Source organism: Thermovenabulum sp., from assembly GCF_049701175.1.
Taxonomy (GTDB): Bacteria; Bacillota; Thermosediminibacteria; order Thermosediminibacterales; family Thermosediminibacteraceae; genus Thermovenabulum.
Genome location: NZ_JBNATW010000044.1, coordinates 1 through 12,843 on the forward strand (window position 1 = coordinate 1; position 12,843 = coordinate 12,843).

Here is a 12,843-nt window from a genome sequence, read left to right on the forward strand (position 1 = left end):
TATTGCAATAAATAAGTGATAAAAATTAAAAAAATGGTACAAAGCAAAAAGCTCAAAAGAAAAAGAAGGTTGAAATATAGTAAGATTTGAGGTAAAATTGTAATAATTTATAATTATTTTATTGACTCAGAAAGGAGCTGTTAAATGATACCACTAAAAGACACAATTCCAAGTAGAGAAAAGCCTTTTGTTACATTGTTAATTATCAGCATAAATGTTTTGATATTTGTTTTTCAAACCACTTTACCAACAGCTTTGGTTGATGATTTTATTCAAATATTTGGATTCGTCCCTTACAGGCTAACGTATGCTTTACAGCATGACTTCATCTGGGGCATAATAATTTCTTTTTTTTTCAATTTTCACAAGCATGTTTTTGCATGGCAGTTGGATGCATCTTATAGGCAACATGTGGAGCTTATGGCTTTTTGGGGATAATGTTGAAGACAGAATGGGACATTTCAAGTTTTTTATTTTTTATATCTTAAGTGGATTTTTTGCAGCAATTACTCATTATATATTCAACTTTAATTCACCTATTGTGACCGTCAGAGCATCTGGTGCTATTGCGGGTGTAATGGGGGCATATTTTGTGATGTTCCCTCTGTCAAGAATAATTACCCTGATTCCTGTTTTTTGGCTACCGTTCTTTATAGAAATTCCAGCTGTGATCTTCATAGGTTTTTGGTTTATATCCCAAGTTTCTCATGGAATTCTAATGCTGTTTGGCCCAGTTTATGCTTTTGGAATTGCTTGGTGGGCACATATAGGTGGTTTCTTGTTTGGAGCATTGACAGTACCGTTATTCAAAAAGAGGGTAAAACGTTATCAGAGATTTTTTGACGATGAGTATTATTATTATCTATATTTTTAACAAAAATATCAAATACTTTTAGAGGTGAGAATTATGAGTTTTTTAGATCTATTGTTTTTATATGTCATGATAACATCAATCCAACCAATTATTAACAAAAGAATGATTGAATCTGCTCGCCAGAAATTGATAGGAAAAATTGAAAAAAAGAGAAATTCTAGAGTTATTCTATTAGTTCATCGCCAAGAAACTATGAATTATTTAGGTTTTCCAGTTTATCGATATATTGATATTAATGACTCAGAAGAAGTAATAAGAGCAATCTCTATGACAGATCCCTCAATACCCTTAGATATTATTTTGCATACCCCAGGTGGATTAGTTTTAGCATCTTTGCAAATTGCACGAGCAATCAAAAGGCATAAAGGGAAAATTACAGTCCATGTTCCACACCATGCTATGTCGGGAGGAACATTGATTGCTTTAGCGGCAGATGAAATTGTAATGGCAAAGGATGCTGTGTTAGGTCCTGTTGATCCACAAATAGGCGAATATCCTGCTGTATCTATATTAAAGCTTATTAAAGAAAAACCTATTTCTGAAATCGATGACAAAATGCTTATTCTTGCCGACGTTGCTCAAAAAGCATTGAATCAAACTAAAGAGGCAGTAAAAGAACTTCTTAGCGGGAATTATCCTGATGATGTTGCAGAAAATATTGCTAACTCGCTTGTAGAAGGTAAATGGACTCATGATTATCCAATAACATATGAAATGGCAAAAGAATTGGGATTAAAAGTAAGATGCGATATAGATCCTGAAATTCAGCAGCTAATGAGCCTATATCCACAACCCATTCAAAAGAAAGGGTCTGTTGAATATCTGCCCTTTTCAAAATTCAACAAGTAGTAGCATGTAACGTTTAAAGCTTTCGCCGCCTCTAAAATATCCTTATCCTTTCCCCACTTTTTAAAATATTCCCTCACATGTTCAAAAGTTATTTTTATTACAATTTCAATAAATAACCATTTTCCTTCAGCCATTTTTCATGTTTTTCGTAAACCGGCATTATCGATTTTACCTTAGCCCAAAAGGATTTGCTATGGTTTTTAATACGTAAATGTGCCAATTCATGAACTACTACATAATCGATAACAGGCAGTGGAGCCATAATGAGCCGCCAGGAAAAGTTCAAATTCCCTTTATAAGAACACGAACCCCATCTTCTCTCTGCATTTGTTATATTGATTTTATTATATTGAAAGCCGCATTTTTGTGCGTACCATTTAACCCTTTCCGAGATTTTCTCGTAAGCTGCCTTTTTGTACCAATCAATAAACACTTCTTTAGCATTAGACAATGCATCTTTTGAAAGGTAAAATCCATTTTCAAATCTAAGCGGTTCTTCCTGATTGTCAATTATGTGCAGCTTATAATACCTTCCAAGATACAAAAAACCCTCACCATTAACAAATTCTTTTTTCAAAATTTTGGGATCTCTTTTTTCTATTTCCCTTTTCTTTTTATCAATCCAATTTTTATGTTTATAAATGACCTTCCATATCACATCTTCACTCACTTCAAACGGGGCCCTGACAATTAGGGCCCCATTATCCGTCACCTGCAGGCCTATCGTTTTCCTTTTTGACCTTATAATTTTTTCTATTTTTATTTCCATAAAATCACTTCCCGTAGAGATGATAATCAAGTTTAAGTAATTATAAACTACTCATTTTTAAATATAAAGCCTTAAATAGAATCGTTTCCAGTTATCTGTTTTATTAATTCTATATTAGTTCAATTAAATTTTTAAAGAAATATCTTAAATAACCTGATTTACAGTTTCTTCATATAGTAGTTTAATATCCTCCTCAATTTCAGCAGTAGGGGCTAATATAGCTTTATTAAGCATACATTTTTTTTGTAATAATTCGTGTATGCGAACATCAAAACTATATTCTTTGAATATAGGGTGTATAGCTAACGGATAATAGGTATGTACTTCTTTCTCTTGACCTATCCTATATACTCTAGATAAATGTATGACATGATTTGCTGTCGTTAACGTTAAACCAACTCTTCACGCTTTTGGCGAAAGTATCATTACATTGAACCCTTTACTTGTCTGAAATTCATCAACTCTAATTTTCCTTTTATCAGCAGATACACTTCCATTAATAATTAATGGAGGCTTAGGAAGTTGATAACGTCGTTGAATTATAGTTTGTAAAACACCTTGCATCTCAATACTTTCTAAAAAAATAAGCACCTTTTCATCAACTCTAAATATTTCATCAATAATCTCTATTGTTTTAGATAATCTAGCTGAGGATAAAATATATTCTTTATCATCAATCCCTTCATATTTTAATGGGTGCAGAGAAACACTTCTTAAATAATGTAAAGTATTTAGTATATGTTCTTTATTTTTTTGCTTATTTCTTGCATTAAATATAATCTCAGAATATTTTTTAGCCTGTATATCGGGCATAATAACTTCATATATATGTTCATGCTTCTTGGGTAAACCTTTTAAATGCTCTCCTTTATACCGCCTTAACATTGGTTTTGGATTGCAAGGAGGTTCAGGTTCATTTTCATCAATTTTCTTTTTTAACTCTATTAATAAATCCTTATCAGAAATATCTTCATATTTTTTATTAAATGTTTTTAGGTCTCCCAAATATCCGGGTTGAACAGTATCCATTATACACCATAAATAAGTCAATCTGTTTTCTATCGGTGTTCCAGTCAGCGCAATAGTAAAATCCGCATTCATGGCTTTTGCAGCCTCGGTCATTAAAACTCCAGGTTTTTTTATCTTTTGAGCTTCATCAAAAACGATTACACACCATTTAATCAATTTGTTTCATCAAATACACTATCACGCGGCACACAAAGCTCATATAAGGTTTTCACTTCACTCATCCCCTAATATTTATTTGTTAAGATGAATTATCAATGCTGCTTTTAAAAATTTTTATTTTACGTTTATTATTCTATATCTTGCTTCATATTCCTTTTATTTTCATTCAATGTGATATAAAAAATACTATCTAACTTCTTTCATAATTGTATAAATATTAAATAAATTTTTATTACTGCCATTATTAATAAAATATTAAGCGATTATAATAGCCTAAATTCATATTCAATAATTATCCATATTCTTCCTTATTATTTTATCATATCAAATTATTTCGCAAAATCTATCTTTTTACAGTTATTCCTCCCTTAACAAAAAATACTTGTCATACATTGCTGTTATGCTAAACTAAATTTAATACGGGTTGAAGGGGTGGAATTTAATGCACAATGCTGAAATAAATAAAACCTCTTTATTAATCTTAATTGCTCTATGCTTGGGGTGGACATTAATTTACGCTGATAGGACGGCACTGTATCCGCTTCTTTCTGTTATTGGAAAAGATTTCAATCTTAGCGCTACTTTGCTGGGCACCATTACCGGCAGTTACTTTTTGGTATACGTAGCAATGCAAATTCCCTCCGGTATGCTGGCAGATAAAATCGGAAAAAAGAAACTTTTAATAATCACTTTTTTTATAGCCGGAGTTGCATTGCTCGGTTTTGGATTGTTTGCCCGAAGCTATATTTTGTTACTGCTTTTTACCGCTTTACACGGGCTTGGAGCAGGAGCTTTTTACCCCTGCGCATACGGGATAATGTTAAATACCGTGGATTCTAAAATCTCCGATAAATTCGGGCGAAAAAAAATAGCCCTAATGTTATTCCCATTAGGGGCTTTTACCATATTTTTAATGACTTATGCCCGCTCCCCTTTTCCCATAATATTATCCCTCGTAGCTTACGGAATTGTGGGTAAATCCTCCTGGGACCCCATAGCCGTAGCATGGGCAGGCAGACATGCAGCGGCTATTGATAAAGATGCCTTGGGCACCGCTATGGGAATGTTTAACTTTGTCGGTATGATGTCTGCCGTGGTGGCTCCAGTTGTCACGGGGTATATAAGGGACATAACCGGGTCGCTGGTAACGGCTTATTATGTTGCCGCCGCAATGTCTATTTTGGGAGGATGTTTGGTTATGTTCATTAAGCTTTTGCAATTTTCGCCAGATAATCTATTGCATACAAATAGCCATAAGCTCCCAAACCCACTATAACCCCATTTACAACAGGACTTATTACCGATTTATGCCTGAATTCTTCTCTTGCAAAGGTATTGGATATATGAACTTCCACCGTCGGAAGCTCAACGGCGCTTATCGCATCCCGAATGGCATAGCTGTAATGGGAATAGGCCCCTGCATTTATCACAATACCCTTTGCCCAATTTTTCGCCTCATGTATTTCATCTATAATATCTCCTTCTGAAGAATATTGTACAATGCGAACTTGTATATTGTGCTCGGCTGCTTTTTTTATTATTAATTGATTAATCTCTTCTAATGTCAAAACTCCATAAATATGAGGTTCTCTCTTACCCAATAGATTAAGGTTCGGACCATGTATTACCAGAATCTTCATTTGCCGTTTTCCTCCATTTCTTTGTATAAGATTTCCTTAACTATATCCGTTACATTATCCGGCAGATTATCTATTACCCTCACATCACCTATTTTAAAAGGTAAAACAAATCTTACCTTCCCCGAAAAACCCTTTTTGTCGGTTTTTAAGTATCTTAGAATATCATCAACTTTAAAAGATTCTGGGACTTCCTTTATAGAAACCGGTAAATCAAAAAATTTAAGTAAATTTATAATTCTATCTGCAATTCCCGGTGATGCATACCCTAAACGAAAAGCAAGTCTGGCAGCCAAACAAATACCTATGGATACAGCTTCACCGTGGGTTACACCTTTGTATCCCGATGCGGCTTCAATGGCATGCCCAAAGGTATGCCCGAGATTAAGTAACATACGCATTCCCTTATCGTATTCATCTTCCTGCACAATACGACTTTTTAACCTCGTGCAGGCTGTAACCGTATAAAGCAATACTTTTGGGTCTCTTTCTTTGATTTTGCAGGCGTTGTTTTCTAAAAAGTAAAATAAATCCCCATCAATAACCGCTGTTTTTATGACCTCTGCCATTCCATCGTTAAATATTTTATCGGGTAATGTATCAAGAAATCCTATATCGGATATTACTAAATTAGGCTGATAAAAAGCGCCGATTAAATTTTTCCCCGCTTTGTGATTTACCGCTACTTTTCCGCCGATACTTGCATCCACCTGAGCCAAAAGGGTAGTCGGTACATAAACCCACCTTATTCCCCTCATGTAAGTAGCAGCAGCAAAACCCGCAATGTCTCCCGTAATACCTCCTCCTACAGCGATAACCAATGAATCCCTATCAATATTTAAATCCACAAATCTATCGTAAATTTTAGACACTGTAGTGAGATTTTTTTGGGTTTCTTCATCTTGAATTAACACAGTATCCATATTTAATCCTTCATTTTTTGCAGCATCTACAAGCTCTGCGCAAAAAAGCTGATTTAAAAGAGGGCTTGTTACGATGACAATTTTTGAGATGTTTTTTTGTTCCTGTAAAAAATCTATTAAAGCTTTGCGAAATAATTTATAACCTATTTTCACATAGTAGTTTCTCGATGGGGTTTTCACAAAGACGTTTTCATTGTCTAAATGATGAATTTTTAATTCTCTTGAGGGTAGTATTTTTAAGATTTCCCCTGCTATTTTTTCGGGGCTATCATCTGCTTCTAAAATAATGTCTGCAGTTTCCTGATACAATTTTATTCGAGCATCGTACAGGCGGGACAATTTCTCTTTTTTTGAATTTAAATCATCAGATTCTAGTAAAGGTCGTGAAAAGTCATTTTCTAAACGCGATAAAAGAGTTTCAAGAGATGCGTTTAGGAATATAATCGTACTATTGTTTTTAAGTAATTCGTAGTTTCCCCGGCGGGTCAGTGTCCCTCCTCCAAGAGAAATAACCGTATTTTTAAGTTGAGATACCTTTTGAATAACAAAAGATTCTATTTCTCTAAATCTTTCTTCTCCGTATCTTTTAAAAATATCCGAAATTGTTTCTCCTGTAAAATCTTCAATAAGACGGTCCGTATCAACAAAAGCTCTATTCGTATTTTCTGCTAAAATCTTTCCAATTGTGGTCTTACCACTTCCCGGAAGGCCGCTTAATACTATATTTTTATTTTTACTTACCATCTGTCACCACCCCGTAGTTCCAATAAAGCATCTGCCAAAACGAGCGCTACCATTGATTCGGCTACTACGGCAGCAGAGCCTACAGCACAAATATCTGACCTTTCAGTCTGGGCTCTGCACTCTTTTTTTGTTACTATGTTTACTGAAGGCAGAGGATTTTGGAGTGTAGGTATTGGCTTCATAGCAGCTCTTAAAAAAATAATTTCTCCATTGCTCATTCCCCCTTCAATACCTCCAGCTTTATTAGAACTCCTTTTTGATATTAAAATGGGATCAAGGGCCTCTCTTCCCGAAACTTCTGCCAATTTAAACCCCATTCCAATTTCAACCCCTTTTACTCCAGGTATGCTCATTACTGCCGCTGCCAATCGTGCATCAAGCCTCCTATCCCAATGCACGTAACTTCCAAGACCTATCGGAACATTTAATGCAGCAACCTCAAAAATACCCCCTAATGTGTCTCCCTTTTCCCGTGCATCATCTATGAGCTTTTTCATTTGCTCGGAAGCTAAAGTATCCGGGCAACGTACCTCTGAAGACTCTGCAAGTAGAAAAAGTTTTTTTGCAACATTTTCATCGTACATTCTCTCATCCATTGGCGGCAAGTCAGCTGAGATTTGCCCGATCTGGGTAACCCAGCTTATCACTTCAATGCCTTCTTTATATAAAAGCTTTTTTGCAAAATAACCGCATGCAACTCGTGCTGCAGTTTCTCGCGCGCTTGCCCGCTCCGCTACTGGACGGCAATCCTCAAATCCATATTTGATCATTCCTGGTAAATCGGCATGGCCGGGTCGGGGTGCTACGATGGGTATATATTTATCCTTCCAATTGACATAATCCTTATTGGGGATAAATACAGCAATCGGAGCACCGGTAGTTTTTCCTGCTATAACTCCTGATGTAATTTGAACCTCGTCATCTTCAATCTTAGCCCGTCCTCCCCTGCCGTAGCCTTTTCTCCTCCTTGAAAGTTCTAAAGAAAGCTCTTTTTCATCCACTTCTATCCCAGCTGGCATTCCTTCTAAGATTGCAATAATTCCTGGACCATGGGACTCCCCTGCCGTAATAAACCTCAACATCCCAACCACCAGCTTCCGATTTTTTCTGTTAATGCATCCTTCATAGTTTTTACCGGAGCGGGTTTACCGGTAAAAATTTCAAAGGCATAAACTCCCTGCCAAAGCAATACATCTATACCGCTTACCACTATATAACCCATTTTTTGAGCTTTCAAATAGAGTTTTCCCGGCTTTTCGCTGTAGCTGAGATCGCAAAACATTTTGTCTTTTGCATCACATTTTTCAATAATTGGCTCAAATAGTAAAGCACCTTCTTCCGGGATACAATTAACGATGAGTTCTGCATCTTCGAAAGCCTTTTGAAGTTTATCCCCTTCTTCTAAATTCAACACGTTCCATTTTACATTTTTAAAATTTTGTCCCATAGTTTTGGCTAATTCTTCTGCTTTATACATGGTGCGATTAATAATTGAAATGGTCTTTACCCCAAAAGATGCAAGGGCTGCAGCACACCCTGCAGCTGCTCCCCCTGCACCCAGAATAATCGATGAACTTATTTTGATTTCATTTCCCACTTTTTCAGATAAAGCTTTCAAAAGACCGGGCCCATCAGTGTTATAACCGTAAGGTTTTGATTCCGTACCTTCACGGTGAAATACGACGGTGTTCACCGCACCACATTTTTGGGCAAAATCATCCACTTCGCTGCAAAGCTTATAAACATCAGACTTATAAGGCATTGTTACGTTAAAACCTCTCATTTTCTGGGATGCGTGAAAAAAGAAGTCACTTAAATGTTCCTTCGGTATAGGAATTGCCTCATACCTCCAGGATAGACCAGCGCTTTTTAGGGCAGCATTTTGCATAATAGGAGAAAAGGTCTTATGAAGCGGCCATCCGATTACCGCAAGTTCAGGCATTTCATTAAGTTCCAATTTCACCATAATCCAATCACCCTATTCACTTACTTTTCCCAGAGTTTCAAAAAAGTCGGGAAAAGATATTTTTACGCATTCCGCGTTTTTTATTTTTGATACCCCAGGTATCGACAGCGCTGCCACAGCCATGGCCATAGCAATCCTGTGGTCGCCAAAGCTTTCCACCTCAGCGGGCTTCAGGGACCTGCCACCCCGGATTATCAGGCCGTCTTCCAGTTCCGTCACGTCAGCTCCAAACCTCCTTAAATTGTCTGCAATCGCTTTTATCCTGTCGCTTTCCTTTACTCTTAGCTCCCCCGCATCCCTTATTACCGTCTCACCTTCAGCAAAGGCAGCCGCTACGGCAATCACCGGAATTTCGTCTATGAGCCTCGGTATGATTTCACCTTCTATCGTTGTACCGCAAAGCCCATTTCCTTTGATAAACAGATTGGCAACTTTTTCGCCGTTTTGAATCCTCTCATCATGTATTTTTATATCGCAGCCCATTTTTCTGAGCACATCGATTATACCCGTGCGGGTGGGGTTAATGCCCACATCCTTTATCAAAAGTTCGGAATCCTCATTTATGGCAGCAGCCACCATGAAGAAGGCCGCCGACGATATATCCCCCGGCACCGTCACTCGCCCCGCGCTAAGTTTATCCACCGGGGTCAGTCTGACCTCGCCGTCAGCTGCGGAAATCCTGCTTCCAAAGTGCGCCAGCATTATTTCGGTATGGTCGCGGGTTTTGTGCTTTTCTATTACGGTAGTTTCACCTTCAGCGTAAAGCCCGGCCAGCAGTATTGCCGACTTTACTTGGGCGCTGGCCACCGGAAGCTCGTACCGAATTCCCCTTAGGCGGCCCCCTCTTATGGTGAGGGGAGCGTACTTGCCTCCGCATGCCCCTTCAATAACGGCTCCCATCATGCTCAAGGGCTCCACTACCCTGCCCATGGGCCTCTTCAAGAGGGACTCGTCCCCGGTAATGGTGGCTTCAAAACTCTGACCCGCCAATATCCCCGAAAGGAGCCTTATTGTCGTCCCGGAGTTGCCCGCGTAAAGGGGACCGTCGGGCTTTTTCAAACCTCTAAGCCCCCTTCCATTTATTACTAATTTATCAGGTGCATCAAAGCGAATATCTATACCCATTTTTCTAAAGCATTCCACGGTGCTGAGACAATCGTCAGCCGGGAGAAACCGCTCTACTTCAGTCACACCTTCCGCAATGGCTCCAAGCATTACGCTTCTGTGGGATATGGATTTATCCGGTGGAGCTGTAATCTCCCCTTTAATTCTCCTTTTACCTTCCAGTATCGCATCCAAAGCCTTCATCCCTCCCATTCATGTAGTCTCGAGCCTTGTAAAAGATCCTTTTTATATCTTGAACACTTGCTAACTCTATGGCTGCCTCCAGCTCATCGAGCTGCCTTTTATAAATGGATATCATTTTCAAAACTTCATCCCTGTTCGTAAGCAAAATATCTACCCATATTCCAGTAGAGGAGGAAGCAATGCGGGTAGTATCTTTATACCCCTTCCCCGCCAATTTTAAGTAATATCCGCTGTGGTCGAACTCTCTCACTGCATTCACCAGACTGGTAGCTACAACCTGCGGCAGGTGGCTAATTGCAGCCACTATCCTGTCATGCTCTTCAGGGGGCATTATATAAGGAACCGCACCGATTTTCAAAATCAATGACTTCAGAGTCTCAACAGTTTCCGGGGAAGTTTCAGCGGTAGGCGTCAATATATACGGGCTCTTTGAAAAAAGGTCGGCCCGGCTAAAATCGTAGCCGCTATAATGGGATCCTGCCATTGGATGTCCTCCCACAAAATCCACACCTTCAGGTAGCACCTCTTTCATGGAATTTACCACAAACCTTTTGGTGCTGCCCGTATCGGTCAAGATAGCACCTTTTTTAACAAATGGTGCCAGCTTCCTCACAACCGGCACGATGCTCAATACCGGCGTGCAGATGAATACTACATCTGCCTTTTTTAATGCTTGAAAACAGATTTCATCCTGACTATTTATATTAAAGCTGTCTTCCGAAACAACCCCTTCGCTCACAGCTGCTGAAAGAGCTTCGCCATCGGCATCAATACCCAGCACCTCAAATCCCTTAGCCCTAAAAGCTCTGGCCAGCGATCCTCCTATAATTCCCAGCCCTGCTACCGCAATTATTAAGGATTCTTTCAATTATATTCTCCTCCCAACTATAGGGGCAATTTTTTTGAGTTCTTCGCACAGCAGCATGAAATTTTCCGGTTTAAGTGACTGTGGACCATCAGACAGTGCTTCCTGGGGGTTGGGATGAACTTCTATTATCAATCCATCGGCACCCGCAGCCAGAGCTGCTCTGCTCATAGGTGTTACCCAGCGCCAATGGCCCGTGCCATGGCTGGGATCTACTATTACGGGCAGGTGGCTGATGTGCTTTATAATCGGCACTGCGCTAAGGTCCAAGGTATTCCTGGTCATCGGCTCGAAGGTTCTTATTCCTCTTTCACAAAGGATTACCTTAAAATTACCCTCATTCATGATGTACTCGGCGGCATTCAACCATTCCTCGATGGTAGCGGATATTCCCCTCTTCAAGAGCACCGGTTTTTCTGTTCTGCCCACCGCCTTGAGCAGCTGGAAATTCTGCATATTGCGGGCTCCTATCTGCAGTATATCGGCGTATTCGGCCACCATTTCTACCGCTTCCGTGCTGATCACTTCGGTCACAACGGGAAGTCCGGTTCTTTCCCTGGCTTCAGCCAGAATTTTTAAGCCTTCTTCACCCAGCCCTTGGAAGGAATAAGGCGAAGTCCTGGGTTTGAATGCCCCTCCTCGGAGAACTTTAGCGCCGCACTTTTTCACTATTTCGGCGGCCTCAAGGAGCTGCTCCCTGCTTTCCACAGCACAGGGACCGGCCATGATGACGAATTCGTCACTCCCTATAAGCACATCACCCACTTTTATCACGGTAGGTTCGGGACGAAAGGTGCGGCTTGCAAGTTTATACGGCTCCATTATAGGCACGGTTTTTTCGACACCCTCCATAAGTTCTATAGGCTTGTCTGCCAGCTTCCGGCGGTCTCCTATTACACCGATTATGGTAACATCTGAGCCTTTTGAAATGTGAACCCCGAGCCCCGCATTTTCAACTACCTCGCATACTTTTTTTATCTGATCATCAGTGGCGTTTTTCTGCATTACTATAATCAAGGTCAATCCCTCCATTTACAGGCTGTCAATAGTCGTGTTTTTGTATACATTGTCGTTTACTTTTTCAAAACTTCATCTTGCCAATGGCCCTCGACTTCCAGGAAAAAGACATACTCGCCAAATGCCCTCCTTGAAGGCCTGGATTCTATTTTAGTAAGGTTTAAATTTTCTCGAGCAAAAAAACCAAGTATTTTGTAGAGGCTGCCGGGCTTGTTTTCAGCAGCAAATACTAAAGATGTCCTGTCATTACCCGTAGGTGCAGTATCCTCACTGGATAAAATGATAAAAAAACTCGCCCCAAAAAGGGGCGAGTAGTTTCCCGCGGTACCACCCTGATTGATTTATCAGGGGTAAAACCCCATGATAAACCCACTCTTTTCCCTGTAACGTGAGGAGAACGGCACAGCCTAATCGGGTATACCTTTCAGCCTGCAGCTCTGGGAATGTACTTCACCGTATGAGCTTACCAGTTCGCACCAACCACCGGCTCTCTTAAAAGCCCAAACGGTTACTCTTTCCCTCATCGCCTTTTTGTAGTATATTATTTTAGAGCTTGTAAAAGATGACTTTTTATAAAGGTAAAATAAAAAATGTTTAGGAAAAATTATAATATCGATTTGAAGTTATGTCAATAAGTTCAGAAAAATTTGTTATCCGTCTGTGATATTGTCAGGGTGAAATCCATCTGAGAAAATGTCAGTAT

At 39.3% G+C, this 12,843-nt stretch carries 12 protein-coding genes, 1 pseudogene and 1 other annotated feature; of the genes and pseudogenes, 3 read left to right on the forward strand and 10 right to left on the reverse strand.

Features of this window, described 5'->3' with window-relative positions; genetic code table 11:
- Positions 1–144: 144 nt before the first annotated feature.
- Both ACPLVF_RS11370 and ACPLVF_RS11375 read left to right on the forward strand, forming a co-directional pair.
- Positions 145–874 (forward strand): annotated as a pseudogene (locus tag ACPLVF_RS11370) (rhomboid family intramembrane serine protease).
- 33 nt (positions 875–907) lie between these two features.
- Positions 908–1,723, forward strand: a complete 816-nt coding sequence (locus ACPLVF_RS11375; RefSeq protein ID WP_424907946.1) for an SDH family Clp fold serine proteinase — start codon at positions 908–910, stop codon at positions 1,721–1,723.
- 97 nt (positions 1,724–1,820) lie between these two features.
- Here the strand turns inward: ACPLVF_RS11375 and ACPLVF_RS11380 are convergent, their stop codons facing one another.
- Together ACPLVF_RS11380 and ACPLVF_RS11385 are read right to left on the reverse strand one after the other, a co-directional pair.
- Positions 1,821–2,492 (reverse strand): M48 family metallopeptidase, encoded by a 672-nt coding sequence (locus ACPLVF_RS11380; protein ID WP_424907947.1) that lies wholly within the window; start codon positions 2,490–2,492, stop codon positions 1,821–1,823.
- Between the two features lie 402 nt (positions 2,493–2,894).
- The gene (locus tag ACPLVF_RS11385) at positions 2,895–3,677 is read right to left on the reverse strand and encodes a DEAD/DEAH box helicase (protein ID WP_424907948.1); all 783 of its coding nucleotides are present in this window, start codon (positions 3,675–3,677) and stop codon (positions 2,895–2,897) included.
- Positions 3,678–4,122: 445 nt separating this feature from the next.
- On the opposite strand from ACPLVF_RS11385, the gene ACPLVF_RS11390 reads away from it, so the two are divergent.
- The gene (locus ACPLVF_RS11390) at positions 4,123–4,956 is read left to right on the forward strand and encodes an MFS transporter (RefSeq protein WP_424907949.1); all 834 of its coding nucleotides are present in this window, start codon (positions 4,123–4,125) and stop codon (positions 4,954–4,956) included.
- On the opposite strand, the gene aroQ is transcribed toward ACPLVF_RS11390, so the two are convergent.
- From aroQ to ACPLVF_RS11430, 8 genes are all read right to left on the reverse strand, one after another.
- Positions 4,886–5,320: a type II 3-dehydroquinate dehydratase gene (gene aroQ / locus ACPLVF_RS11395; protein ID WP_424907950.1), complete on the reverse strand. Its 435-nt coding sequence runs from the start codon at positions 5,318–5,320 to the stop codon at positions 4,886–4,888. The genes ACPLVF_RS11390 and aroQ overlap by 71 nt on opposite strands.
- Positions 5,317–6,984 carry a 3-dehydroquinate synthase gene (aroB, locus tag ACPLVF_RS11400; RefSeq protein ID WP_424907951.1) on the reverse strand — a complete coding sequence of 556 codons (1,668 nt, stop codon included), beginning with the start codon at positions 6,982–6,984 and terminating at the stop codon, positions 5,317–5,319. Before aroB ends, aroQ begins: the two co-directional genes overlap by 4 nt.
- Positions 6,978–8,066, reverse strand: a complete 1,089-nt coding sequence (gene aroC / locus ACPLVF_RS11405; protein WP_424907952.1) for a chorismate synthase — start codon at positions 8,064–8,066, stop codon at positions 6,978–6,980. The genes aroB and aroC overlap by 7 nt, the downstream gene beginning before the upstream one ends.
- Positions 8,060–8,950 (reverse strand): shikimate dehydrogenase, encoded by an 891-nt coding sequence (locus tag ACPLVF_RS11410; protein WP_424907953.1) that lies wholly within the window; start codon positions 8,948–8,950, stop codon positions 8,060–8,062. Before ACPLVF_RS11410 ends, aroC begins: the two co-directional genes overlap by 7 nt.
- 12 nt (positions 8,951–8,962) lie before the next feature.
- Positions 8,963–10,249, reverse strand: a complete 1,287-nt coding sequence (aroA, locus tag ACPLVF_RS11415) for a 3-phosphoshikimate 1-carboxyvinyltransferase (RefSeq protein ID WP_424907956.1) — start codon at positions 10,247–10,249, stop codon at positions 8,963–8,965.
- Positions 10,227–11,126: a prephenate dehydrogenase gene (locus ACPLVF_RS11420; RefSeq protein WP_424907954.1), complete on the reverse strand. Its 900-nt coding sequence runs from the start codon at positions 11,124–11,126 to the stop codon at positions 10,227–10,229. Before ACPLVF_RS11420 ends, aroA begins: the two co-directional genes overlap by 23 nt.
- Positions 11,127–12,140 carry a 3-deoxy-7-phosphoheptulonate synthase gene (aroF, locus tag ACPLVF_RS11425; protein ID WP_424907955.1) on the reverse strand — a complete coding sequence of 338 codons (1,014 nt, stop codon included), beginning with the start codon at positions 12,138–12,140 and terminating at the stop codon, positions 11,127–11,129. It abuts the gene before it with no gap.
- A 56-nt stretch (positions 12,141–12,196) separates the two neighbouring features.
- Positions 12,197–12,481 carry an ACT domain-containing protein gene (locus ACPLVF_RS11430; RefSeq protein ID WP_424907957.1) on the reverse strand — a complete coding sequence of 95 codons (285 nt, stop codon included), beginning with the start codon at positions 12,479–12,481 and terminating at the stop codon, positions 12,197–12,199.
- Positions 12,441–12,673, reverse strand: a binding site (T-box leader). It overlaps the preceding gene by 41 nt.
- Between the last annotated feature and the right edge of the window lie 170 nt (positions 12,674–12,843).

Bases quoted from the DNA above. Each gene is read 5' to 3' on its own strand.
- ACPLVF_RS11410 (WP_424907953.1), bottom strand. From the start codon at position 8,950: ATGGTGAAATTGGAACTTAATGAAATGCCTGAACTTGCGGTAATCGGA.
- ACPLVF_RS11375 (WP_424907946.1), top strand. From the start codon at position 908: ATGAGTTTTTTAGATCTATTGTTTTTATATGTCATGATAACATCAATC.
- aroB (WP_424907951.1), bottom strand. From the start codon at position 6,984: ATGGTAAGTAAAAATAAAAATATAGTATTAAGCGGCCTTCCGGGAAGT.
- ACPLVF_RS11390 (WP_424907949.1), top strand. From the start codon at position 4,123: ATGCACAATGCTGAAATAAATAAAACCTCTTTATTAATCTTAATTGCT.
- aroQ (WP_424907950.1), bottom strand. From the start codon at position 5,320: ATGAAGATTCTGGTAATACATGGTCCGAACCTTAATCTATTGGGTAAG.
- ACPLVF_RS11380 (WP_424907947.1), bottom strand. From the start codon at position 2,492: ATGGAAATAAAAATAGAAAAAATTATAAGGTCAAAAAGGAAAACGATA.
- aroC (WP_424907952.1), bottom strand. From the start codon at position 8,066: ATGTTGAGGTTTATTACGGCAGGGGAGTCCCATGGTCCAGGAATTATT.